The organism is Polaromonas vacuolata (assembly GCF_012584515.1).
In the GTDB taxonomy this organism is placed as follows: Bacteria; Pseudomonadota; Gammaproteobacteria; order Burkholderiales; family Burkholderiaceae_C; genus Polaromonas; species Polaromonas vacuolata.
In genome coordinates this window covers 1149886-1174227 of record NZ_CP051461.1, presented here as the reverse complement: position 1 = coordinate 1174227, position 24342 = coordinate 1149886, and the positions used below count along the sequence as shown (strand labels likewise).

Annotated in this window: 20 protein-coding genes; 16 read left to right on the top strand and 4 right to left on the bottom strand. The window is 51.7% G+C overall.

Features of this window, described 5'->3' with window-relative positions; all coding sequences use genetic code 11:
- Positions 1 to 64: 64 nt before the first annotated feature.
- A complete protein-coding gene (locus tag HC248_RS05470; protein ID WP_168921624.1) occupies positions 65 to 823 on the top strand; it encodes a sulfurtransferase in 759 nt (252 codons plus the stop codon).
- 18 nt (positions 824 to 841) lie between these two features.
- Here HC248_RS05470 and HC248_RS05465 read toward each other — a convergent pair whose 3' ends face one another.
- The 3 genes from HC248_RS05465 to HC248_RS05455 all read right to left on the bottom strand — a co-directional run bounded on the left by HC248_RS05465 (position 842) and on the right by HC248_RS05455 (position 2725).
- Positions 842 to 1396 carry a flavodoxin family protein gene (locus HC248_RS05465; RefSeq protein WP_168921623.1) on the bottom strand — a complete coding sequence of 185 codons (555 nt, stop codon included), beginning with the start codon at positions 1394 to 1396 and terminating at the stop codon, positions 842 to 844.
- Between the two features lie 61 nt (positions 1397 to 1457).
- Positions 1458 to 1868, bottom strand: a complete 411-nt coding sequence (locus HC248_RS05460; RefSeq protein ID WP_168921622.1) for a DoxX family protein — start codon at positions 1866 to 1868, stop codon at positions 1458 to 1460.
- Between the two features lie 158 nt (positions 1869 to 2026).
- Complete coding sequence (locus HC248_RS05455) at positions 2027 to 2725, bottom strand: pirin family protein (protein ID WP_168921621.1); 699 nt, start codon at positions 2723 to 2725, stop codon at positions 2027 to 2029.
- A 130-nt stretch (positions 2726 to 2855) separates the two neighbouring features.
- On the opposite strand from HC248_RS05455, the gene HC248_RS05450 reads away from it, so the two are divergent.
- The 11 genes from HC248_RS05450 to HC248_RS05400 all read left to right on the top strand — a co-directional run bounded on the left by HC248_RS05450 (position 2856) and on the right by HC248_RS05400 (position 16537).
- Positions 2856 to 3824 carry a LysR family transcriptional regulator gene (locus HC248_RS05450; RefSeq protein ID WP_238342730.1) on the top strand — a complete coding sequence of 323 codons (969 nt, stop codon included), beginning with the start codon at positions 2856 to 2858 and terminating at the stop codon, positions 3822 to 3824.
- Between the two features lie 176 nt (positions 3825 to 4000).
- Entirely contained in the window at positions 4001 to 5080 is a 1080-nt protein-coding gene (locus HC248_RS05445; protein ID WP_168921620.1) for an NAD(P)/FAD-dependent oxidoreductase, read from the top strand.
- Between the two features lie 47 nt (positions 5081 to 5127).
- Positions 5128 to 6042 (top strand): tRNA glutamyl-Q(34) synthetase GluQRS, encoded by a 915-nt coding sequence (gene gluQRS, locus HC248_RS05440; protein ID WP_168921619.1) that lies wholly within the window; start codon positions 5128 to 5130, stop codon positions 6040 to 6042.
- Positions 6026 to 6730, top strand: coding sequence for a tRNA (guanosine(46)-N7)-methyltransferase TrmB (gene trmB, locus HC248_RS05435; protein WP_168921618.1), 705 nt, complete (start codon positions 6026 to 6028; stop codon positions 6728 to 6730). Before gluQRS ends, trmB begins: the two co-directional genes overlap by 17 nt.
- Before the next feature lie 48 nt (positions 6731 to 6778).
- Positions 6779 to 7684, top strand: a complete 906-nt coding sequence (locus HC248_RS05430; protein ID WP_168921617.1) for an RluA family pseudouridine synthase — start codon at positions 6779 to 6781, stop codon at positions 7682 to 7684.
- Positions 7685 to 7903: 219 nt separating this feature from the next.
- On the top strand, positions 7904 to 8869 hold the full coding sequence (gene egtD / locus HC248_RS05425; RefSeq protein ID WP_420372013.1) for an L-histidine N(alpha)-methyltransferase: 966 nt from the start codon (positions 7904 to 7906) through the stop codon (positions 8867 to 8869).
- A 46-nt stretch (positions 8870 to 8915) separates the two neighbouring features.
- Positions 8916 to 9641: an arsenical resistance protein ArsH gene (gene arsH, locus HC248_RS05420; protein ID WP_168921615.1), complete on the top strand. Its 726-nt coding sequence runs from the start codon at positions 8916 to 8918 to the stop codon at positions 9639 to 9641.
- 911 nt (positions 9642 to 10552) lie between these two features.
- Positions 10553 to 11272 (top strand): hypothetical protein, encoded by a 720-nt coding sequence (locus HC248_RS05415; RefSeq protein WP_168921614.1) that lies wholly within the window; start codon positions 10553 to 10555, stop codon positions 11270 to 11272.
- Positions 11273 to 11490: 218 nt separating this feature from the next.
- On the top strand, positions 11491 to 12471 hold the full coding sequence (locus HC248_RS05410; protein WP_168920958.1) for an IS30 family transposase: 981 nt from the start codon (positions 11491 to 11493) through the stop codon (positions 12469 to 12471).
- The gene (locus HC248_RS05405; protein ID WP_168921613.1) at positions 12455 to 13393 is read left to right on the top strand and encodes a hypothetical protein; all 939 of its coding nucleotides are present in this window, start codon (positions 12455 to 12457) and stop codon (positions 13391 to 13393) included. The genes HC248_RS05410 and HC248_RS05405 overlap by 17 nt, the downstream gene beginning before the upstream one ends.
- 1356 nt (positions 13394 to 14749) lie before the next feature.
- Positions 14750 to 16537, top strand: a complete 1788-nt coding sequence (locus HC248_RS05400; RefSeq protein ID WP_168921612.1) for a hypothetical protein — start codon at positions 14750 to 14752, stop codon at positions 16535 to 16537.
- An 87-nt stretch (positions 16538 to 16624) separates the two neighbouring features.
- Here the strand turns inward: HC248_RS05400 and alaS are convergent, their stop codons facing one another.
- Entirely contained in the window at positions 16625 to 19261 is a 2637-nt protein-coding gene (gene alaS, locus HC248_RS05395; RefSeq protein WP_168921611.1) for an alanine--tRNA ligase, read from the bottom strand.
- Positions 19262 to 19617: 356 nt separating this feature from the next.
- Between alaS and HC248_RS05390 the strand changes: the two genes are divergently transcribed.
- From HC248_RS05390 to HC248_RS17470, 4 genes are all read left to right on the top strand, one after another.
- A complete protein-coding gene (locus HC248_RS05390; RefSeq protein WP_168921610.1) occupies positions 19618 to 21096 on the top strand; it encodes an NAD-dependent succinate-semialdehyde dehydrogenase in 1479 nt (492 codons plus the stop codon).
- Between the two features lie 31 nt (positions 21097 to 21127).
- Positions 21128 to 21841 carry a response regulator gene (locus HC248_RS05385; RefSeq protein WP_168921609.1) on the top strand — a complete coding sequence of 238 codons (714 nt, stop codon included), beginning with the start codon at positions 21128 to 21130 and terminating at the stop codon, positions 21839 to 21841.
- A gap of 54 nt (positions 21842 to 21895) precedes the next feature.
- Positions 21896 to 23596, top strand: coding sequence for a sensor histidine kinase (locus HC248_RS05380; protein ID WP_168921608.1), 1701 nt, complete (start codon positions 21896 to 21898; stop codon positions 23594 to 23596).
- Positions 23597 to 23882: 286 nt separating this feature from the next.
- Complete coding sequence (locus HC248_RS17470) at positions 23883 to 24302, top strand: AAA family ATPase (RefSeq protein ID WP_202882423.1); 420 nt, start codon at positions 23883 to 23885, stop codon at positions 24300 to 24302.
- Positions 24303 to 24342 lie beyond the last annotated feature (40 nt).

The window sequence follows — 24342 nt, the reverse complement described above, 5'->3', positions numbered from 1 at the left end:
GCCGAACCGACCTTTCGTCGCCGCTAGTCCTATCGCCTGACTGCGCTTACCTACAATCCTTGACATGATGGAAATTCTCAATATTGCAGCCTATAAGTTCACAGCCCTAGGCCCGCTCCCGCCGCTACGCGAACAATTGTTGGCAGCTTTAATGGCCCGTGAGCTTAAAGGCACGGTTCTGCTGGCAGAAGAAGGGATTAATCTTTTTCTAGCTGGACAAGCCGATAAAGTAAATGATTTTTTGGCCTTGCTGCGCGAGCAGCCGGCACTGGTCGATTTAGAAGTCAAGCAAAGCTGGTCAGAGACTCAGCCGTTTAAAAAGCTACTCGTCAAAATCAAGCCAGAAATCATACGCATGGACCATCCGGCGATTCAACCCGCAACCGGTCGTGCGCCAGCAATTGATGCGGCAACCCTAAAGCGCTGGTTAGACCAAGGCTGTGACGATACGGGTCGGCCTGTGGTGACGCTGGATACGCGCAATGATTTTGAAGTTGATGTGGGAAGCTTTAAAGCCGCGATTGACTGGCGCATCAGCAAATTCACGCAATTTCCGGCCGCCTTAAAAGCCCATGCCGATGAGCTCAAAGACAAAACCGTGGTCAGCTTTTGCACCGGCGGCATACGCTGCGAAAAAGCCGCCATCTTCATGCGTGAAGCTGGATTGGAAAACGTCTATCAGCTAGACGGCGGCATTCTCAAATACTTTGAGCAACAAGGCCATGCGCATTTTGAAGGTGACTGCTTTGTGTTCGACGAAAGGCGCGCAGTGGATGCGGCATTGGAACCAAAAGCTAAACCCATCAACACTTGTGCTGATTAGGACGTCACTCGCTTCGGGTTAAGCCTTAAAACGCGCCGCAGTCTGCGCCACGCGCGCACCGAACAAACGCGCTGTCTCTAAGTCGCCCGGCAACATATCGGCAGCGCCCACATCTGAAGGCGATTGGGCGATTGCGCCGCTGCTAGAACCGAGATAGTTCAGGTCATTGCGGTCAGCCGCTTTGGTGTTGGCTGGCGGCATGCCCAAGCCCACCCAAACACCACCGTGCTGCATGGCCAGCGTGAACATATAGTTCAAGGTCGAGCCCTTGTCACCATTCATGCTGGCGCTATTGGTAAAGCCAGCAAAAAGCTTGTCCTTCCATGCCAAAGTAAACCAAGCTTTAGACGATGCATCGGCAAACTTCTTGAACTGCCAACTGACACTGCCCATGTAAGTTGGCGAGCCCATGATGATGGTGTCGGCCTCAGCGAGTTGTTCCCAACCACCTTCGGGCAAATTACCGTCGGCATCAATAGCAAGTAAATTACCACCTGCACCGTCGGCTACGGATTGCGCCATGCGCTGGGTATGGCCGTAGCCGGAATGGTAGAGAACAGTTATTTTTGACATGAAAATGAGTGACTTAAAAAAGATAAAAGAAAAAATACACGGAACGAAAATTTAAGAGAAATTACTTTTTCGACAAACCATCAACGCTCCAAGCGCCTGCGCCCCATGCGGCGACTGAGAGCAAGCCGCCGGCAATAGCGGCGTTCTTCCAAAAACTCATGGAATTAGCTTGCACGACTTCTGCCGCAACACCAAAGATGGGGTGAAAAACAAAGGTGATGACCACCGTGAAGAAGGCAATGCCCAACGCCGCAAAGCGCGCTTGCCAGCCCACGAGCAGCAACACGCCAAGGCCAAGTTCAATTAACACCGCAATCGCTGCGGCAACTGCAGGAAGCGGCACACCTTTGGACGCGATATAGCCGGTCGTTGCCGCAAAGCCAAGCATCTTGGCGTAGCCTGCGGGAATAAATAGCAGCGCCAACAAGACACGACCAACTAGGGATAAAGGATTTTGCAGTGCGTTGAACATAGTGAGCTTTCTTTTTAAAAAGGGTTAAAAAAGACAATAAAAAAATGGAAAAAAGCTAGATAAAACACAAAATCACAACTGACGGACTAGTCTAAGCGGCTTACGCGACATCCGCAAATTCGCTCATTTCCGTACTAATAAACATGCACGCCAAGGCCTCAAGCGCTCAAATCAAACACCAACACCTCGGCGTTCACACCAGCGTCTAGCTGCAAGCTCGCTTGCGACTCCAGCAGTGCGGCGTCACCGGCCGCTAGCGTTTCGCCATTCACAGCCAAAGTGCCACGTATCAAATGCACATAGGTTTTACGTGCCGGATCAAGTGTTAATGAAGCGCTTTCAACGCCATCGAACAGACCCGCATAAATTTTGGCATCCGCATGAATAGTGACCGATTCTTGCGCGCCGTTGCCCGATGCCACTAGCCGCAATTGGCCGCGTTTTTCAACTTCAGCAAATGTTTTTTGCTCATAACTAGGTGCAATACCGGTGACGTTGGGCTCTATCCATATTTGTAAAAAATGCGTATTGGCGTCTGGTGCATTATTAAATTCGCTGTGCTGCACGCCAGTACCGGCACTCATGCGCTGCACATCACCGGGCGGAATACCTTTGACATTGCCCATGCTGTCTTTGTGCGCGATCTCACCGCTGAGCACGTAGCTAATGATTTCCATGTCCCTGTGACTATGTGTGCCAAAGCCGCGGCCAGCGGCTATGCGGTCTTCGTTAATCACGCGCAGATTACCAAAGCTCATGTGTGCTGGATCGTGATAGCCAGCAAATGAAAAAGAATGAAAAGACTTGAGCCAGCCGTGGTCTGCATAGCCACGGTCTTGAGATTTACGAATTTGCATGAGTTACCTTTGTAGACGAGTCACAAAAAAGCTTGAGGAATCTTGCTACTGTGCTCTGTTGGATTAAATATAACTTTAATTAAAAACAAATTAGTTGCATTGTTTTGATGGCATCATTGCAATTATTTGAATGACAAAATCTATGGCTAAAGCCGGCATTCGCGATACTCTTACACCGCAAGCACTCGGCCTGATAGACGCAGTGCACAGAAACGGCAGCATGGCAGCGGCGGCGCGAGAGCTGGGCGTGGTGCCCAGTGCATTGACTTATCGAATACGACTGGTCGAAGATGCCCTCGATGTGCTGCTGTTTGACCGCAGCTCGCGGCAAGCCAAGCTAACCCCGGCCGGCGCAGAGTTGCTGCGCGAAGGCAACCGTTTACTGCTCGAGCTTGACGCCGTTGCCAATCGCGTCAAACGCGTTGCAACCGGTTGGGAGCCGCAGCTCACGCTGGCCTTAGACAGCATCATTTCACGCAAAACAGTACTCGAGTTATGCGAAGAATTTTTCGCGCAGCAAGCGCCCACCCGGCTAAAGCTGCGCGATGAGGCCTTATCTGGCACCTTGCTAGCCCTCACCAGCGGCCAAGCCGACTTGGCCATAGGCGTAGTGCCAGATTTAACCAACCGCAGTTCAACCCTACCTGACGCCCAAAGCCTGCGCAGCAAGCCCTTAGGCCAGACACGCTTTGTATTTGCCGTCGCGCCTGGGCATGCACTGGCCAACGCAGCTGAGCCAATTAGCGACGCTGTCATGCAAGCGCACCGCGTCGTGGCAGTAGCCGACTCGGTACAGTCCGGCAGCGGTATGACGATAGGTCTAATCGGTGGCCAAGATGTATTCACCGTGCCCGGAATGCTAACCAAACTCGATGCCCAGTTGCGTGGTCTGGGCGCGGGGTTTTTACCCGAATATCTAGCCAGACCGCATATTGATGCCGGCCATCTGGTGGCCAAGGCGGTAGCGCAATCGCCGCGGGTGGTCACGGTTAGTTACGCTTGGCGCGCCAGTGCTGGCGGCAAGCCGGGCCGTGCGCTGCAGTGGTGGCTCAAGCAACTAGAAAAACCGCTCACGCGCAAGGCATTACTAGACCGATAAGACTTACTCGTTGATAGACAACGCAAATCAAAAGTACGTTTATGCCGCTGCCACCTCCGCCAGCGTGTAGAGTGGGGACAGGGAAAAAATTAGACTTGCTGCAAAAAAAACTTTTGCTCGGGTTCTGACCGTATCCCTTTTGTTGACTTTCCAACTCTAGAAAAAAGTACAAAGACATGACAAATAAATCCCGCCCTCCCGCTGCCGCTGCCAAATTAACGCCCCGCCATTTCGCGGTAATCGGTGCGGGCATTGCCGGCATAGCTTGCGCGCGCACTTTGATGCAGGCTGGTCACCAGGTAACGGTATTTGAAAAAAGCCGCGGCGCAGGCGGACGCATGTCCACACGGGACAGCAGTTTTGGCAGTTTTGACCATGGCACTCAGTACTTCACAGTGCGTGACGAGCGGTTTCAATTAGCGCTCGCTACGGCGAGCAATATGGTCAGGCCTTGGAGCGCCAACACCGTGCGCATACTCGACGAGCTCGGCCGGGTCGTGTCTTCATCTCTGCCGTCACGTGAATCCCATTGGGTTGCAGCACCCGGCATGAATGCGCTGGTGCGGCATTGGGCCGAACCCATCGCTTCTGCCGGCAAGCTCAAACTCAGCACCGCCGTCACACGGATTGAGCCCGACCGGCTCTCGCCCAAACGCTGGCAACTCCATACCGAAGGCGAAGGCGCTACTGCAAGCGTGCAGTCCGGCTTTGACAGCGTGTTGCTGGCCGTGCCCTCACCCCAAGCACAGGGGTTGCTGTTGTCTTCGCAATTGGCAAAACCCATGCAAACAGCGATCAAAAAAGTCAGTGTTGCACCTTGCTGGACTTTGATGCTGGCTTTTCCGCAAGCCGCACAACCCAACCTGGCACATCTGGGCCCGCAGTGGAATGCAGCGCGCAGCACGCACCACCGCATCGCGTGGCTAGCCAGAGAGTCGTCCAAACCCGGCCGCAGCCAGTTAGAACGCTGGACTGTGCAAGCCAGCCCCGACTGGTCAGAACGCCATTTAGAAGACGACGCCGAGCGGGTTAAAGCCAAACTGCTTAAAGCTTTCACCGAAGTGACCGGCATACGGGTAGAGCCGCCGTTTGCGCAAGTGCATCGCTGGCGCTATGCCCAAACCACAGAGCCGTTGGGCAAAAGCCATCTGTGGGATGCCAAAACAAATATAGGTGTTTGCGGCGACTGGTGTTTGGGGCATAGAGTTGAAAACGGATTTATCTCCGGACTGGAATTAGCACTGGCTGTGATTTAAGGCCAATTGCTGAAAATTAAATCTTAAAAAAACGGCACATCAAACAATTGCACGACAGCAATTACATAGGCCGCTTCGCCCCCTCCCCCACTGGTCCGCTGCATCCGGGCTCCTTAGCCACCGCACTGGCGAGCTGGCTGGATGCGCGTGCCCACAAGGGCCAGTGGTTGCTGCGCATAGAAGACATTGACACAGCGCGTTGCATCGCTGGCGCTGACCAAACCATCATCAAGCAACTGGCCTGCTGCGGCTTGATACCAGACCAAGCACCTAGCTATCAATCACAGCGCGGCCATCTTTACAACCAAGCCTTAGAGCATTTGATAGAAAGCAAAGCGGCCTACCCCTGCGGCTGCAGCAGAAAAGACATCGCCCAAGCCAGTAGCGCGCAAAGCCGTGAACGCCATGCAGAATTAATCTATCCCGGCACTTGTAGAGACGGCTTGCATGGCAAACCGGCCAGAGCGTGGCGCTTGCTTTGCCCGAGCAACCTTGAGAAAACCCACTGGCACGATCGCCGCCTAGGCCATCAATCACAAGACGTGGCCGCTGAAGTTGGCGACTTTGTGCTCAAACGCGCCGATGGTTTATGGGCATACCAGTTAGCCGTGGTGGTTGACGATGGCGCCCAAGGCATTAGCCACATCGTGCGCGGCCAAGACTTGGCTGACAACACTGCCAGGCAAATTTTGTTGCAACGCGCATTGAATTTGCCCACGCCGATTTATAGGCATGTGCCGCTGGTGCTGGGCGAGAACGGCGAAAAACTCTCCAAACAAAACGGTGCGCAAGCGCTGGATTTGCGCTCACCGCTGACCTGTTTACAAGCCGCTGGCAGGGTCTTAGGCCTGGCCGATCAGACGACGGCTAGCAGCCTCCCCGACTGGCTGGCAAAAGCCGTCACCAACTGGGAAAGTCTCGTCTGCAATCAGGGACAATCAAGCCATGAGCGAACAACCTGAACCCGTCACTACCCCTTCCCCCCTTGAGCGCCCCATACGCAGCTTTGTACTGCGCACCGGCCGCACAACCGCCGGCCAAGCCAGAGCTTTTGAAGCTGTAGGGCCGCAATTTTTAGTGCCCTACAAGCCAGAACGTTTAGACCTTGAGGCCACTTTTGGCCGGTCTGCTCCGACTGTTCTTGAAATCGGTTTCGGCATGGGTGAAGCCACAGCCCATATAGCCGCCACGCTGGCAGAGAAAAACTTTCTTTGCTGCGAAGTCCACACACCCGGCGTTGGTGCTTTACTCAAACGCATTAGCGAACAAAATTTAAGCAACATCCGCATACTTCAGCACGATGCCGTGCAAGTCATAGACCATATGCTGGCCGCCGATAGTTTGGACGGTGCGCATATTTTTTTCCCCGATCCTTGGCACAAGAAACGGCATAACAAGCGCCGCTTGATTCAAGCACCGCTGATCAAAAAGCTTGTAGCCCGACTCAAACCCGGTGGCTACCTGCACTGCGCTACTGACTGGCAACCGTATGCAGAACAAATATTAGAAGTTCTCAGCGCCGAGCCAACACTTAAAAATACTGCCAGCGACTACGCCGAAAAGCCCGCCTACCGGCCACTCACCAAGTTTGAAAACCGCGGCATCAAGCTAGGCCACGGTGTCTGGGATATCGTGTTTGAACGGGTATGAGTGGTGGGAATAGAAGTTGCGTCAGTGCAAATTTCATGGCGATAAAACATGAGTAATCACGGCCTACCCAGTCGCGATGGCGTCACCCCCAGTTGCGTAAGCCTGCCAGCGGGCAACTGGCCGACCATGGCGGATTTTTTCTTTGAACGCTTTCCCGCCATCTCCGCCCAGACTTGGTTAGAGCGCATGGCGCAAGGCCTGATGGTCGATGAGTTTGGTGTGCCAGTTGACGCTGAGCGGCCCTACCAAGGTCACATCCGTATTTACTACTACCGTGCTTTAGCGCAAGAAGTTCGTATTCCGTTTGAAGAAAGCCTGCTGTTTCAAGACGAGTATTTGGTGGTCGCCGATAAACCGCATTTTTTACCCGTCACACCTTCAGGTAGCTATCTGCAAGAAACGCTGCTAGTAAGGCTAAAAAAACGCCTAGGCATAGATTGCTTGGTGCCGCTGCACCGAATCGACCGCGAGACCGCAGGACTGGTGCTTTTTTCTAAACGCCCGCAAGACCGCAACGCCTACCAAGACTTGTTTCGTCGCCACCAAATGCGCAAACACTATGAAGCGATTGCGCCGTGGCGCGCAGAGATTGCCTTTCCACTCACGCGCAAAAGCCGCATCGTTGAAGGCGAGCCGTTTTTTCGTCAGCGTGAAATTGACGGCCCACCGAACAGCGAAACCGAGATAGATGTCATCGCAGTCGTAGGTAACAAAGCCCGTTACAAATTAAACCCAGTGACCGGCAAAAAACACCAGTTACGGGTGCATATGTATGCACTAGGCTTGGCGATTGACAATGACCGTATGTACCCGCCAGTGCTCGATACGCCGGGTGACGACTTTAATTTCCCCCTGCAATTACTGGCCAAGGGCATTGCATTTACCGACCCGATTACCGGTCAAGCCAGAGCGTTTGAGAGCCAACTCAAACTGCAAAACCTCAGTGCTGCGTAAGCTTGCAGTCAAGCGACGTAGCACGGCATAGCGCAACGCGCTACAGTTCTTCACTAGTAGCGGCAGAAAAAAATACACTGTAGACCGCCAGAAGTTCACCCGCAAGGGCATCACCATTTACAGGCGAAAAAAATTTTGACATCTGAGTTCGACACCCAAGCACCTGATCTCTTAGCGACTGAGACAACCCAACAGTCAGCCGCCAAATCCCCGCAATTTATCAATCTGTATGACGGCAAAACTACCCGTCAAAACGTCCAGAGCCCAGCCAGTGAACTGGCACAAAGCATTAGTGCAGCAGCGGCCAGTGCCAGTCCCAAATATTTTTATAACGCACTGGGCTCCAAACTATTTGAGGCAATTACCCAGCTTGACGAGTACTACCCAACGCGCACCGAAGCGGCTATTTTTCAAGCCAATCACAGCCAAATTGCCCAAGCCATTTCACAAACGGGTATTTCACAGCCTTGCTTGATTGATTTGGGTGCGGGCAATTGCGCTAAAGCCGCCACACTGATTCCACACATCTTGCCGCACCAATATGTGCCGATAGATATTTCTACCGATTTTTTAGAAGACGCCGCAGAGCAGTTGCAGCAAAATTTTCCCGCCTTAGACATCATCGGTTTGGGCATGGATTTTTCGAGTCAGCTAGAACTACCGCCACAAGTGCAAACCCATGACCGCGTGTTTTTCTACCCCGGCTCTAGCTTAGGTAACTTTGAACCCGCACAAGCATTAGACTTTTTAAGTCTTATCGCCAATCCCGCGCAAGGCAATGCAAGTGGCTTATTGATTGGCATAGATTTAGTCAAAGACAGCGCCACACTAGAAGCCGCCTACGACGATGCATTAGGTGTCACCGGCGCATTTAACAAAAACTTGCTGCTCAATGCCAATAGCCTAATGGCCAGCGATTTTAATTTGCGTCAGTGGCAACACGTGGCTTTGTTCAACCGCGAACAGTCGCGTATTGAAATGCACTTAGAAGCCAAGCAAGACCTCACCGTTAGCTGGCCTGGCCAACAAAGAGACTTCAAAAGCGGCGAGCGCATGTTGACCGAATACTCGTACAAATACACGCTGGACAGCATGACCGAACTACTCCAACAAGCCGGCTTTAAAAACATAAAGCATTGGACAGACTCGCAGCAATGGTTTGCAGTCTTTTGGGCAGAAGTCTGAATTTTAAAATTTATAGCCAAATCTAAAATTACAAAATTACAAAAAAATGCAAAACGCCAGCACCGCAGATATGCCTAATTTGGCGCACGATTTATTTATAGTACCCAACCAACAAACCATAACCAACCCGTCGCCATCCACCCACGCGCCGCGCATATTGCTGCTCTACGGCTCGCTGCGCGAACGCTCATTTAGCCGCTTGCTCACCGAAGAAGCAGCAAGGCTGCTGCAAGCCATGGGTGCAGAAACCCAAATCTACAACCCCACCGGTTTGCCGCAGCCTGACGCTGAACCCGATGACCACCCAAAAGTGCAAGAGTTGCGATCCCTCGCAGCGTGGGCCGAAGGCATGGTTTGGACATCACCGGAACGCCACGGCGCCATGACCGGCATTCTCAAATCCCAAATCGACTGGCTACCGCTGAGCTTGGGCGCCGTGCGGCCAACGCAAGGCAAAACACTGGCAGTGATGGAAGTCTCAGGCGGCTCACAATCGTTTAACGCGGTCAATCAAATGCGAATTTTGGGCCGCTGGATGCGCATGATCACGATACCCAATCAGTCATCAGTACCCAAAGCTTTTCTAGAGTTTGACGAAGCCGGCCGCATGAAGCCGTCATCTTGCTACGACCGCGTGGTCGATGTAATGGAAGAGTTAGTCAAGTTCACACTGCTCACGCGGGATGTCTCGGCTCACTTGGTAGACCGTTATAGCGAACGCAAAGAAAGTGCTGAGGCTTTGTCAAAACGGGTTAATCAACGGGCGATTTGAGCGCAAAAAGACGCGTAAATAAAACCAACGACTGGCATCATAAAACACGCCTGACTGCCTCATTAACGGCACTTAAGTAGCTACTGTGGATTCAATTGTGAGTTGTGATTATTCGCATGCAATATGCGAATAGTTTGAAATAAGTTATTAATGCCTGCCCTACGGCCCACGCCGTTTTAAACGTTAGGTGGGCAATTATTAAATAGCGTGAAACGAGACCGTTGATAGTCATCAGCGCTTAGCTTTTGGCTTTTAGCCAACGCCAATAAAGCAATTAATCCAACACTAAATAAGTATAAATTTAGTGAGCAAATACATTCGATCGTTCAACACTGTGAGCGCTGTCTATCCAATACTTTCTCGTTTAATTTTTGTATTTATACGCCATCAAAAATACAAATTTACGGAAGTAGTACTCAATACGCACTACAAGATTTATCAAAATTTTTAGTCTTTTTTGAGCAATAAAAAACTATCATTTTCGTGTCTGCACGCGCAGCCAATCAACGCTGTGAATGTCTGGATAAATCGTCAAATTTAATTAATCTTTTTTATTAATTATTCTTACGTTCATATTACTTGACCGGTAACGACAGATGAATCCCTCACATAGAACGACCGTCATAAATCCTAGCTTGCGTCTAGAAGCAGAAAGAAAAATACCGACTATTCCAAGCCCAGCCATTCAGAGCAGCCTTGCAAGCCAAATACCCACGCACCAGAGCAGTCGCGTTTCTCAAAGAAGCTTATCGAACTATTCGGTCACACCAGTACCGGTAGAAAGCACTCAGACTAAAGCGAGTAGCCTTAGTAGCTCTAGTAGCTCCAGCCGTCTCACCAGGACAATCAGCAACGCAAATTCTTCCCTCTCACATTTAGTTAAAGCCCATCAAGGCGCGCAGATTCACCCCTTGGAATTAGAAAAATTACTCAATCGCTCGCGTATTGGTGAAGAAGAACAAGCCGCGGTGTATCGCGAACTTGAGGGACGAATGTCTGAAGTCGTTAACGCTGCAATCTCAACGCCACCCGTACAACCAGCAGTAGCCGAGAAAGCGCTGGGTTTGTTGTCCAATCTAGCTGCCAACTCTGAGGTCAGAAAAGCTGAACTCTGGGCCAGCTTAGGTGCAGCTGGGCGCGCAGCTATCCTCTTAGCGACAACGACCCCCGCACAACCCGCAGTGGACGAGAAAGCCCTGAGTTTGTTAGTCCATCTAACTATCAACTCTGACGTCAGAAAAGCTGAACTATGGGCCAGCATGGGGGCCGCTGTGCGCACAGCTATCGCCACCGCTGCAATGACTCCCGCAGAATCGGCAGTGGCCAACCAAGCCCTGCGTTTGTTAGTCAATTTAATTGCCAGCTCGGACGTCAGAACAGCTGAGCTATGGGCTAGCTTGGGAGCTTCTGGACGCGCTGCTGTCATTACTGCGGCAACGACCTCCTCAGAACCAGCAATGGCCGGGCGTGCCCTGGGATTATTGATCAGTCTAACGTTCAACTCTGACGTGAGAAAAGTTGAACTATGGGCCACCTTGGGAGCGGCTGGGCGCGAAAGCCTGATCGTTACGGCAACAACTGCCGGGGAACCAGAAGTTGCCAAACTAGCTCTTATATTGCTGATTATTTAAAAAGGGAACAATCACATCAACGCCGCAATTTGGCCCTTGTTGCAGCCACGGCTTGCGCAGCTGTGGGCAGTTACTCTGCGGCCAGATATAACGCGAATAGCTAGCCGTTTTTTATTCCGCGGATTCAAGTCTGAAGTGCAACTTTGAAATTAACCGTACGGGTGGGTGAGATGTGAGAGCATCCAAGCTTCCCGACTACCAAGTCAAAGTTGCCCAGAATGATTTACACACACCTCACCCGTGACGAACGTTACCAGATTGCAATCCTCGTCAAAGCAAACTTCAATCAAAGTGAAATTGCAAAAATGATGGACCGTGATAAATCGAGCATCAGCCGTGAGTTGCGTCGTAACCGCGGTCTACGAGGCTATCGCCCTAAGCAGGCAAATGACAAAGCCCAAGAACGTAGACTTGCCTGCGCCAACAGTCCTAGAGTTGCTGACTCGACATGGGCTGTAGTGGAGGAAAAGTTGGCTGAGGCTTGGAGCCCCGAACAAATCAGCGGCCACCTCGAAGCTCGATGCCAACCCGGTGTTAGCTATGAGAGCATTTACCAGTACATCTACGCTGACAAACGCGCGGGCGGCAGCTTGCATAAAACACTGCGTTGCCAGAAGACGCGAAAAAAACGCAGCAGCGGCCGTGAACGGCGCGGCACCATCTCTCGCCAGGTCTCAATAGAACTGCGACCCGCCATCGTGCTTGAGCGTGCGCGCTTTGGCGACTGGGAGGCTGATCTGGTGATTGGTGCCGGGCAGAAGCAAGCCCTAGTGACGATTAACGAGCGTGTCTCTCGGTATTCAATAATTTTCCACGTGCCATTCAAAACAGCGCAAGCCGTAGGGGACGCGTTAATCACTTTACTTAAACCATTCGCTCATTGCGTGCACACACTCACGACAGATAACGGCAAGGAATTTTCTCAGCATGAACGAATAGCTTCTGCGCTGAGTGCAGATTTCTTTTTCGCCCATCCATACGCCTCGTGGGAGCGTGGGGCAAACGAGAATATGAACGGTTTGATTCGCCAGTTTTTCCCAAAGGGGATGCGCTTTAATTGCATCACCGACGATGACATTGCTTTAGCGATGCACAGGCTCAATCATCGTCCTAGAAAATGTTTAGGGTATCGAACGCCGCATCAGGTTTTTATGGAACAGTTAGAGTCCTATCAGCATACGGTTGCACTTCAAGCTTGAATCCGCCTTCGATCAAATTCGAGGCAACGCACAGAAAATCCGCCAGGCATTAAACGCGCTGAATTCAGCCACACCAACTATTTCTATTCGCCACACCATAGCCACACTGCGCATGTGGGGTGAACGAGATAGCCGCCATGAGCCAGAACGATTAGCGTTACTAACAGGCATAGTTCAAGCCAACACCTCTTCGCAAAAAATGGCTGTGTTTATGGCTGCCGTGATGAGTGGAATAAATCTCAGGCAACGTCCACAAGAATGGCGCGAAGCACTCCACGAGCAACTTTTGGCCATACCCACAGCTGAACGTATTGACCCGACGCTGTATAGACAATGCCTACGCCTAGGGTTTGATGCAGCTTGCGGCAACACATCAGCAGTACTCAAAAGCCCAGTTTTAACAGCACCAGAAAAGCTACAACTCTTAGAAATTCTTTATATTTCTTCAGCAGTTACGAACGCTCAAGCAACGCATGAACACTTGTCCAAGGTATTGTTGACACCTAAGACTACACGCGACTTCAAGTTGCAGGCGATAGGACTTATCTTCCATCACGGGAAACCAAGCTACTTTCAATTTAAAGCAATCCTGACTTGGCTTAAACGCGAATTCAAAACAGATACGCAAACGGTCTTTACCAATCCAGCTGCTATTGGAGATATTGGGGATGAGGCAATCTACGCACTAGCAGACCAGCGCCAGCAATACCTCGCGCTCTACCAAAATTTTCGACCACATATGACGCGCGATTTTATTCAGTTAGAAATCGCACAGATTAATCGCCAAGTTGCGGCAGAAGAAATACCAGAGGATTTTGGCGCTACTCTTATCTTTCAATTACGACAGTTTCTTTCGCCTGCGGTGATTGATACCGGTATTAAAGACTATCGTCAATTCGATAGGAAGAGAGACTCTAAATAGATTTTTTAGTCAACGAAAAAGTGATTCATTCATGTTGGACACACGCCTTACAGTTATGCGTTGTGCGTTGTGCGTTGTGCGTTGTGCGTTGTGCATATTTTTACGACACAGGTAAATGGTTTGAAAAAAGTGATCAATGTACCCTGCGTCCTGCACTTTTTTTAGCAGTACGTGGACAATTATTGCGTAACGTGAAACAAAATCGTCGAGCCTGACCAGCGCTGGGCTTTTAGTTTTTAGTTTTTAGTTTTTAGTTTTTAGTTTTTAGTTTTTAGTTTTTAGTTTTTGGTTTTTGGTTTTTGGTTTTTGGTTTTTGGTTTTTGGTTTTTGGTTTTTGGACAGTGCCAATAAATCAATTCATCTAAGATAAAATACGCATAAATTTTCTAGTAATTATTATTTTTACACCCATCGTTTTAAGCACAATCTAACAATGACTTTGTCGTTTAATTTTGCGTTTAAACACCATCAAAAAAACAACGCACTGGTGCAGCACTCAATGCGCAAAACAAGGTTTTTAATCTTTTCTTAAGAAACAAAAAACCAGTGTTTTCGCGCTTGCACGTCTAATCAATCAGCGCTATAAACGCCATCAAAAGTCACCGAAGTTCATTAGTTTTTTTAAACCTCTTCTATTCATACTACTCAACAGTTATTCACATCAACTGGTAACGACACATGAATCCCATAAATAAAACAGCAACCAATACCGTTACTTCTCATCAAGGACTAGATAGAAAAAACCTACCGCTTTCAGACTCAGTTGTTCAGGTCAGCGTTGAAGGTCAGATTAGCCTTGCGAGCCAGTTACCCACGCACCAAGCCAGTCTCTTTCCTCCAAGAAGCCTATCAAGCTATTTGGTCACACCAGTCGCGGTAGAACGCACTGAGGCTAAAGCGAGTAGGTCTAGTATCGCCAGTAGCTCCAGTAGCTCTAGTAGCTTTAATAGCTACGGTAGCTTTAGTAGCTACAGCCCTCCCACCAGAATAATCAGCAGCGCTAGTTCTTCCAGTTCTTCACCTTCCCCTTTAGATAAAGCCCATCAGGGCACTCAGATTCATCAAGAAGAGTTGATGAAATTACTCAGTCGCTCGCTTATTAGTGAAGAAGAAAAAGTCGCTGTGTTTCGCGAACTTCAGGGGCGAATGTCTGAAGTAATTAACGCTGCAACTACAACGAACCCCGCACAACCAGAAATAGCGAGCACAGCTCTGTATTTGTTGTTCAATCTAACCCATGACTCTGACGTCATAAGAGCTGAACTTTGGGCCACCTTAGGAGCCGCTGGTCGGGCTGCTGTCGTGACCGCTGCAACAAGCTCCGCAGAACCAGCAGTTGCGAAGATAGCTCTGGGTTTGTTGTTCAATCTAAGTCAGGACTCTGGCGTCAAAAGAGCTGAACTTTGGGCCACCTTAGGAGCCGCTGGTCGGGCTGCTGTCGTGACCGCTGCAACAAGCACCGCAGAACCAGCAGTTGCGAAGATAGCTCTGGGTTTGTTGTTCAATCTAAGTCTGGACTCTGGCGTCATAAGTGCTGAACTTTGGGCAAGCTTAGGTGCCGCTGGTCGGGCTGCTGTCGTGACCGCTGCAACGAACTCCGCAAAACCAGCAATTGCGAAGCTAGCTCTGGGTTTATTGATCAATCTAACTCTCGACTCTGATGGCAGAAGATCTGAGCTTTGGGCCACCTTAGGGGCCGCTGGTAGGGCTGCTGTCGTGAACACGGCAACAAGCTCCGCAGAACAAGCACTGGCAAGGCAAGCCATGCGTTTGTTGGCCAGCCTATCAAACTACTCTGACGACAGAACAACTAAAAGCTGGTCTTTCTTGGGGGCCCTTGGGCGCGCAACTGACGACAGAACAACTAAAATCTGGTCTACCTTGGGGGCCGCTGGACGCACAGCTGTCGTCACCGCTGCAACGAATCCCTCACAACCCGATGTGGCCGAGTCAGCCCTGTTTTTGTTGAGCCATCTAACTGCTAGAACTCAAAGCAGAGCAATTGAACTATGGGGAACTCTTGGGGCGCAAGATCGAGAAGGTCTCATCAACGCGGCTACAACTGTAGGGGAACCAAAAATCGTCTTAAGAGCTCTTGAATTGATGAATTTTTGGCAAGAAATCCCTGAAATCAAAGCCGAAATTTGGCCCTTGTTGCAGCCACGGCTTGCGCAGCTGTGGGCCGTTAGTCAATTGCCAAATGTTGAGCAAAAAGCCAGCAGGTTTTTATTCAATCAAATTCAAGGAAACATTTACAGGGCCCGCCAAGCATTAAACGCGTTAATCGTTGCCCCCCCAACTATTTCTATGCACAACACAATAGCTGCGCTTCGTTTGTGGGGTAGAGAAGTTAGCCACGATCTGCCAGAGCGATTGGCGTTATTAACAGGCATTGTTCAAGCCAACACCACAGCGCAAAAAATGGCCGTATTTACGACTGCCGTCATGAGTGGAATAGATATAAGGAATCACCCACGCGATGTGCGCGAAGCACTGCGCAACCAACTGTTGGCCATACCCATGGCGGAAGGAATTGATCCAGAGCCGTATAGACAACGTATGCGTTTAGGGCTCGATGCTGCTTGCGGCAATACATATACAGTGCTCGAAAGTCCCGTTTTATCGGTACCAGAAAAGCTGCAACTCTTAGAAACTCTTTATTCTTCTCGCGGATTTTTAAGCGCTCAACTAGCGCAGCAAGAGTTGTCGAAGATACGGTTAATGCCTAATACTTCACGCGATTTCAAGCTGCAAGTAATAGGACTTATCCTTAATCACGGACAAGCAAGCAGCACTCAATTTAAAGAAATCCTGACTTGGCTTAAAGGCGAATTCGAAACCGATACGCACACAGTCTTTACGAATCCAGAAACTCTTGGCGACATAACGGATGAGCAAATCTACGCACTGGCAGAACAACGCCAGCAATACCTCTCTCTTTATCAAAACTTTGGCACACATATGACGCATGATTTTATTCAGGAAGAAATTGCGCAGATCAATCTGCGAGTTACAGCTGAAGAAATACCGCGGGATTTTGGCGAAACTCTTATCTTTCAATTACGGCAGTTTCTTTCGACTGTGGGGACCAATACCGGTGTTAAAGACGATCGTCAATTTGACAGCAAGAATGAATCTAAATAGACCCGCAGACAAAAATGAGCGCCTAAGCATCGAAATCGAAATCGAAATCGAAATCGCAATGGCAAGGGCGCTCAGTGTGACAAATAATCAAGCCCGCTGTTGAACCCAAGCCAACACTGAATCCAAAGCCTGCGCCAATTTAGACGCATCGTTGCCGCCCGCCATGGCCATATCCGCCTTACCGCCGCCTTTGCCACCGACTTGCTGGGCTACAAAATTGACTAACTCGCCAGCCTTGAATTTAGCCACGCTGTCGCTGGTCACGCCGGCGGCGACTTGAACCTTGTCGCCATCGACTGCTGCCAGCACTATGACTGCGGTTTTGAGTTTGTCTTTGAGCTTGTCCATGGTGTCGCGCAGCGTCTTGGCATCTGCGCCTTCAAGACGTGCGGCCAGCACTTTAAGGCCATTGATGTCTACGGCTTGCGTCATCAATTCATCGCCTTGCGCAGATGCCAGTTTGCCTTTTAGCGCGCTGACTTCTTTTTCTAAACTGCGAACTTGGTCTTGCACTTGGCCGATGCGCTGCAACAAATCAGCGGGGTTGGCTTTGAGTGAGCCGGCAGCGCTTTGTACGGTGGCTTCTAGCGACTGCAAATAAGCCAAAGCATTCTCACCCGTCACTGCCTCAACACGGCGCACACCGGCGGCGACACCGCTTTCAGCAACTATTTTGAATAAACCAATGTCTCCGGTACGGCCGACGTGAATACCACCGCACAACTCTTTGCTAGACCCAATGCTAAGTACACGTACGGTTTCACCATACTTTTCACCAAACAGCATCATGGCGCCAGATTTTTGTGCGGACTCCATGTCCATCTCGGTCGCATCGGTCGCCACGTTGGCCAACACTTCGGCGTTCACGCGGGCTTCGATTTCACGAATCTGCTCGTCGGTGACTGGCGAGTTATGCGCAAAGTCAAAACGCGTGCGATCGGCGTTTACCAAGCTGCCTTTTTGCTGCACATGCTCGCCGAGTACTTCGCGCAAGGCCTTGTGCATTAAATGCGTGGCGCTGTGGTTGCGAACCGTGGCTGCGCGCAGTTGCGTGTTGACTTGGGCGGTGATGGCGTCGCCGACTTTAAGCGTGCCTTCTTGCTGCACGCCGTGGTGGCCAAACACATCGGCTTTGATCTTTAAAGTGTCATCAACAGAAAAGCTAATCCCTGGCGCAGTCAACCGACCTTGGTCGCCGATTTGACCGCCGCTCTCAGCATAAAACGGTGTGGTGCTTAAAACCACGACGCCGTTTTGTCCGGTGATTAATTGCTCAACCGCTAGGCCGTCGGCATACAGGGCGACCACAGTGGCCGGCTCGGCTAGCCGCTCATAACCGGTAAAAGCGTGGCCTGCGCCGGTGTATTCCAGCGCCCTGTCCATTTTGAATTTTCCGGCGGCGCGGGCTTGGTTTTTCTGCCTGTCCATGGCGGCATGAAAACCGGCTTCGTCGACTTCTAAGCCGCGCTCGCGGCAAACATCGGCCGACAAATCTAACGGAAAGCCGTAGGTGTCGTGCAGCTTGAAAGCGACTTCGCCCGGCAGCACAACAGCACCACCCGCTAAGGCCGCGTCGAGAATTTGCATGCCAATTTCAAGCGTTTCAAAAAAGCGTTCTTCTTCGACGCGCAGCACGTCGGTGATGCGCGCGCCTTGCGCGGCTAGGCGTGGGTAGGCGTCGCCCATCAGGGCTACTAAATCGGGCACAAGTTTGTGAAAAAACGGTGTTTTTTTGCCTAGCTTATAGCCGTGGCGAATGGCGCGGCGAATGATGCGGCGCTGCACATAGCCGCGGCCTTCATTCGACGGATTCACGCCGTCACACACCAAAAAGGCGGTGGCGCGGATGTGGTCAGCGATCACGCGCAAAGACTTGTTGTTTAAGTCTTGCTCGCCAGTTTCGCGCGAGGCGGCTTTGATCAAGGCGTCAAAAATATCGATCTCATAGTTGCTATGCACGTGTTGCAAGATGGCGGCTAAACGCTCCAAGCCCATGCCGGTATCCACGCAAGGCGCAGGCAGTGGTTTGATCGAGCCGTCTGGCTGCATATCGAACTGCATGAAGACGTTATTCCAAATCTCAATGTAGCGATCACCGTCTTGTTCGGGCGAGCCCGGTGGGCCGCCGGCAATCGCGGGGCCGTGGTCAAAAAATATCTCGCTGCACGGACCGCAGGGGCCGGTATCGGCCATCATCCAGAAGTTATCGCTGGCGTATTTCGCGCCCTTGTTGTCGCCGATGCGCACCACGCGCTCAGGCGGCAGGCCGATTTCTTTGGTCCAAATATCGTAGGCCTCGTCATCGTCTATATAGACGGTGGCCCAGAGTTTTTCGGCGGGCAATTTATACACTTCGGTCAGCAATTCCCAAGCCCACTTGAGGGATTCGCGCTTGAAGTAATCGCCAAAACTCCAGTTGCCCAGCATCTCGAAAAAAGTGTGATGGCGTGCGGTGTAGCCGACGTTTTCTAAGTCATTGTGTTTGCCACCGGCGCGCAGGCAAGCTTGTACCGAGGCGGCTCTGACATACGGGCGCTTGTCTGAGCCTAAAAACACATCCTTGAACTGCACCATGCCGGAGTTGGTAAACATCAAGGTCGGATCATTGCCGGGTACCAGCGAGCTGGTGGGCACGACGGTGTGTCCTTTAGAGGCGAAAAAATCCAGAAAGGTTTTGCGGATCTCGGCGACCGAGGTCACGGGGGTGCTGTTCAGAGTGCTCATGTTTTGCCAGTTAGGACACTTTGCGATACCGGTCAACACCAGTGCCGCAAGCCGTGCTTGGGTGCTTTAAAGGGGAACCATGAAAAGCCGGCCGGCCTTTGGGGTGGCGCTTAGCTGATTTTGGAATGTGATTGATTATAAGTTTGTGCCGTGCTTGATCACTTGGTCCGTGCATATGCTTAGCGCAAAGCCTTCTCACCAGTCCTTGGATCATAGGGACGCAAACGCTTGAGAAATTCACGCCAAGCAGATAGGCGCTATGCTCGACCTTTGAAGTATGAGATAAAAAAGCAATGCCAAAGCAGTCGAAATAGACCCTAAACCGACTCAGCACATCAACTATTAAAGGACTTCTCATGGACATGAAAACCTCTCCCCTGGCCCAACTCAAAGACCCCAGCCTGTTTAAGACTGACGCGTTAATTAGTGGCAAATGGATTAGTAGCAGTTCACGTTTTGATGTGCTGGACCCAGCCACCGGCCACAAGTTGGCCGACGTCGCCAACCTCACCGCAGCCGATGCAACCATCGCCATCGATGCGGCGAATGCGGCTTGGCCAGCTTGGCGCAACAAGACCGGCAAAGAGCGGCATGCGATTTTGATGAAATGGTTTGCCCTTCTCATGGCCAACCAAGATGATTTGGCCCGCATCATGACCGCCGAACAAGGCAAACCGTTTGCCGAAGCCAAGGGCGAAATCGCCTACGGTGCGAGCTTCGTCGAGTGGTTTGCTGAAGAAGCCAAACGCGTCAATGGCGAAACCCTGCCCCAGTTCGACAACAGCCGCCGCCTGATGGTCATTAAGCAACCGATAGGCGTTTGCGCCGCTATCACGCCGTGGAATTTCCCACTCGCCATGATCACGCGCAAAGTCGCACCAGCACTGGCTGCTGGTTGCACGGTAGTGATTAAGCCCGCAGAACTGACACCGCTAACCGCGCTGGCCGCGGCTGAACTGGCGGTTCGCGCGGGCATTCCAGCCGGCGTGCTCAACATACTTAGCGCTGACGACGATAACTCGATTGCGATTGGCAAAGTTATTTGCGACAGCGACATCGTGCGCCACCTGAGCTTTACCGGTTCCACCGAAGTCGGCCGCATATTGATGGCGCAAAGCGCGCCATCGGTGAAAAAGCTCTCCTTAGAGTTGGGCGGCAATGCGCCCTTCATCGTGTTTGATGATGCCGATGTCGACTCCGCCGTCGAAGGCGCGATGGCCAGCAAATACCGCAACGCCGGCCAGACCTGCGTTTGCGCCAACCGCATTTATGTGCAGGACGCTGTTTACGATCAATTCGTCGCCAAGTTCAGCGCCAAGGTCAAATTGCTTAAAGTTGGTAATGGTTTTGAAGACGGCGTCTCGCAAGGCCCGCTGATCGAAGAAGCGGCACTTGAAAAAGTTGCCAAGCACGTGGCCGATGCACTCGCTAAAGGCGGCAAACTGCAAGCTGGCGGTAAACGCTTAGCCGGTCAATTCTTTGAGCCCACAGTGATCTCAGACGCCACGCCAGACATGCTTTGCGCCAAGGAAGAAACCTTTGGCCCGTTCGCGCCAGTGTTTAGATTCAAGGCCGAGCAAGAAGCGATCGACGCGGCCAACAACACCGAGTTCGGTCTGGCCAGCTATTTTTACAGCCGCGACATTGGCCGCATCTACCGCGTGGCCGAAGCCTTGGAATACGGCATGGTGGGCATTAACGTCGGCGTGATCGCCACTGAGCATGTACCGTTCGGCGGCGTCAAGCAGTCCGGTCTGGGCCGCGAAGGCTCTAGCCACGGCATGGAGGAGTACATCGAAATGAAGTACCTCTGCCTAGGCGATATTAATAAATAAGCATACTTATCACTTTCACCGGGTACTCAAAATGCGCATACTTTTAGTAGAAGATGAACAAGAAATGGCCGCATGGCTGATGCGCGCGCTCAAGCAAAGCGGCTTTGTGCCCGATCATGCGGGTGACGCCGCAACAGCAGAAACGTTGATGGCCAGTACCGACTACGACGCGGTAGTGCTCGATTTGCGTTTGCCTGATCGGCATGGTCTGGACTTGCTGGCGGATATGCGCAAGGCCGGTAAGCGCACACCGGTGTTGGTGCTGACGGCTCAGGGCTCGCTGCAAGACAAGGTACGCGGACTCAATGTCGGTGCGGATGATTTCTTGAGTAAACCTTTTGAGCTCGAAGAACTCGAAGCCCGACTAGGCGCTTTGATGCGTCGCAGCCGTGGCCGACCGCATGCGCCACTCAGCTGCGCATCGCTCTCGTTTGAGCTTGAAAACCGCGCTTTCACATTGGGCGGCAACTTGCTGCAAGTCACGCCGCGCGAAAGCGCTGCGCTGGCGGCGCTGCTAGCGCGCAGTGGCTCTCCGGTCGGCAAATCACAACTCTCTAGCAAAGTCTTTCCGCAAGCTAGCCACGCCGGGCCAGACGCCATAGAGCTGGTGCTGCATAGACTGCGGCGCAAGCTCGCCGACAGCGACGTACGCATAGTCACCGTCAGGGGACTGGGCTATATGCTTGAAGCAGTACCCCAAAATACCGACAGCAACACAGTCACCCAGCCCGCGGCAATTGCTTAGTTGTGACAGCGTAAACATCACACTGCTTTTTTAACCCTCCAGCAAATTCAGTCAATGTCACCGCGGCTTGAGAAAACCAAACTCGGCTTTGGTCTGCGGGCTCGCCTGTTAATTTTGTTAGTGCCCGGCATGTTGGCCATGCTGGCTTTTGATAGCTGGAACGATTACAGCGCGTTGAAAAAAATCGTACAAGACGCTTACGATCAAGCGCTGCTAGAGCCCATTAGCGCATTAGAGAGCAGCATAGGTTTAGCCGCCAACGGATCCATACGCGTGCAAGCAGCTTTTGATGTGCAGTCTATGTTTGAAGAAATTCGGACCCAGCACAAACACCTGCATGTTGGTCTACAACCCTATCATTTAAGCGCTGACAGCACGGCAACAAACCGCGTCACATTAATAGGTGTGAGCGATTTACCGCCGATACCACTGGCCATGCGCACAGACCTAAAAGGAAGCGATCCAGCTAACCCAGTACAAAGCCCGCCCGTCTGGTACGACAGTCAGTACCGCGGTTACCCAGTACGCGTAGTAGCCTTAGAGCGCGTCGTGCTGGACGGCAATGCCAAGCCCTGGCATGTATTGATTCAAGCAGCAGAAAGCACAGGCCTACGCCAACAGGCGAGCGATGACTCTTTGCGCCAAGAGTTACTGCGCGATGCGCGCATGCTGGTGTTGGTGGTTTTACTCATAGGCCTAGGAGTGGCTTGGTCCTTGCGTCCTCTCAAGCAGCTGCGCCAACAAGTATTGGCCAGCCCACCTGAGGACTTGGAACCGCTAGACGCTAGCGCCGTGCCGCACGAAGTTGCGCCGCTGGTCGAAGCGATCAATCATCATATGTTCAGCCATAGAAAGGTTTTAGCGCGCCAAGCTGAATTTCTCGCTGATGCATCACATCAACTGCGCACCCCTTTGGCCATAATGCAAACCCAGGCCGCTTATGCATTACGCCAAACCGACATCGGCCACATGCAAGAAAGTCTGCGCGCCATGATTACGCAGTTATCGCGCAGCCGGCGGCTGTCTGAGCAACTGCTGGCACTGGCCCACGCCAGCGAGCCACAGGAAGCTAATCTGCCAATCTTGTTAGACCTTAACCTGCTAGCGCGCCGGGTAGTGCTGCAATATCTGCCCTTAGCCCATGAAAAAAATCAAGATTTAGGCTGGGTTGATGCACGCGGAGAAGACGCCGGCGAGATTGATTTTGAAGACAACTTTGAAGATCAATTTGAAGAAAACTTTCAGACCGATTGTGAAGCTGCACTAGGCCATGAGCTTAACCCTGCCCTGCCAAGCAATGCCGCTCAAAACGACACAGCCCAATCGACAGTAGATTCAGTCAGCGCGAGCAGCATGGCAGTTCCCGCCAACGCACATGAGGCGCAATTGCATGAAGCCCTGTCAAACCTCATCCACAACGCCATCGCCTACACACCAAAAGGCGGCAGCATCACGGTATCGGCTTTTGTGACAGATGGCATGGCTTGCATAGAAGTGTCTGACAGCGGGCCCGGCATTGCGCCCGACAGACGTGAAGCCGTGTTTGAGCGCTTCGCCCAACTCGCCGGCAAACCGCTGCAACCCGCACCCGGTCAATCGGCCCGCCACGGCGCCGGACTGGGCATGGCGATTGCACGAGCTTATGCCCGGCATAGCGGCGGCGAGATCGTGCTTAGCGACGGAGAAAACCGGCCAGAAGGCGGCTGCGGCTTGCGCGCCAGACTGTGTCTGCCGGCTGAAAAACTGTCCGTATAAAAGGCCTTTAAATTCTTCTATTTTGGGCATGCGATGGCGCAATATAAGTCTGAATATTCCGAGATTTACGCCCCTTCATTCCGAAATTTACGTCTTTTAAATCCAGTATTTACGCCCCTATACTCCGATATTTACGGCTTAATCTGCCGAGATTTACGCCCTTTCACTCCGACATTTACGCCCCTATATTCCGAGATTTAAGCCCTGAAATTCCGAGATACACACCCATAAACTCCGAAATTTATGGTGTCAGATTCCGAGATTCTTGTACTATCTGGCGATGAACTTGCCACCCATATACACACGGCACATCAGCTCGCGTATCGCCCAAGCCATGCTGGACACACCGGTAGTTTTGCTAGCCGGGCCCAGACAGACTGGCAAAACGACACTGGTGCGCCAGACGGCCGGGCAAACCATGCACTACCTGACATTGGACGACGAGTTGACGCTGCTATCCGCGCGACAAGATCCCGCAGGCATGATTCGCAGCCTGGACCGGGCAGTGATAGATGAGGTTCAACGCGCACCCCAGTTATTGCTGGCGATTAAAAAAAGTGTTGATGAAGACCGCCGACCCGGTCGATTTCTTCTGACCGGCTCAACCAATTTAATGCTGCTGCCAACAGTCGCCGATTCACTGGCTGGCCGCATGGAAACATTGCTGCTAATGCCCTTGTCGCAAAGCGAAATCGAGTCCCGCTAAGCCAACTGGATTGACAGCGCTTTTGCCGGTCAAATTCTCA

Excerpts from the sequence above, each read along its gene's own strand:
- HC248_RS05470 (WP_168921624.1), top strand. The coding sequence starts at position 65 with ATGATGGAAATTCTCAATATTGCAGCCTATAAGTTCACAGCCCTAGGC.
- HC248_RS05465 (WP_168921623.1), bottom strand. The coding sequence starts at position 1,396 with ATGTCAAAAATAACTGTTCTCTACCATTCCGGCTACGGCCATACCCAG.
- HC248_RS05460 (WP_168921622.1), bottom strand. The coding sequence starts at position 1,868 with ATGTTCAACGCACTGCAAAATCCTTTATCCCTAGTTGGTCGTGTCTTG.
- HC248_RS05455 (WP_168921621.1), bottom strand. The coding sequence starts at position 2,725 with ATGCAAATTCGTAAATCTCAAGACCGTGGCTATGCAGACCACGGCTGG.
- HC248_RS05450 (WP_238342730.1), top strand. The coding sequence starts at position 2,856 with ATGACAAAATCTATGGCTAAAGCCGGCATTCGCGATACTCTTACACCG.
- HC248_RS05445 (WP_168921620.1), top strand. The coding sequence starts at position 4,001 with ATGACAAATAAATCCCGCCCTCCCGCTGCCGCTGCCAAATTAACGCCC.
- trmB (WP_168921618.1), top strand. The coding sequence starts at position 6,026 with ATGAGCGAACAACCTGAACCCGTCACTACCCCTTCCCCCCTTGAGCGC.
- HC248_RS05430 (WP_168921617.1), top strand. The coding sequence starts at position 6,779 with ATGAGTAATCACGGCCTACCCAGTCGCGATGGCGTCACCCCCAGTTGC.
- arsH (WP_168921615.1), top strand. The coding sequence starts at position 8,916 with ATGCAAAACGCCAGCACCGCAGATATGCCTAATTTGGCGCACGATTTA.
- HC248_RS05410 (WP_168920958.1), top strand. The coding sequence starts at position 11,491 with ATGATTTACACACACCTCACCCGTGACGAACGTTACCAGATTGCAATC.
- alaS (WP_168921611.1), bottom strand. The coding sequence starts at position 19,261 with ATGAGCACTCTGAACAGCACCCCCGTGACCTCGGTCGCCGAGATCCGC.
- HC248_RS05390 (WP_168921610.1), top strand. The coding sequence starts at position 19,618 with ATGGACATGAAAACCTCTCCCCTGGCCCAACTCAAAGACCCCAGCCTG.
- HC248_RS05385 (WP_168921609.1), top strand. The coding sequence starts at position 21,128 with ATGCGCATACTTTTAGTAGAAGATGAACAAGAAATGGCCGCATGGCTG.
- HC248_RS05380 (WP_168921608.1), top strand. The coding sequence starts at position 21,896 with ATGTCACCGCGGCTTGAGAAAACCAAACTCGGCTTTGGTCTGCGGGCT.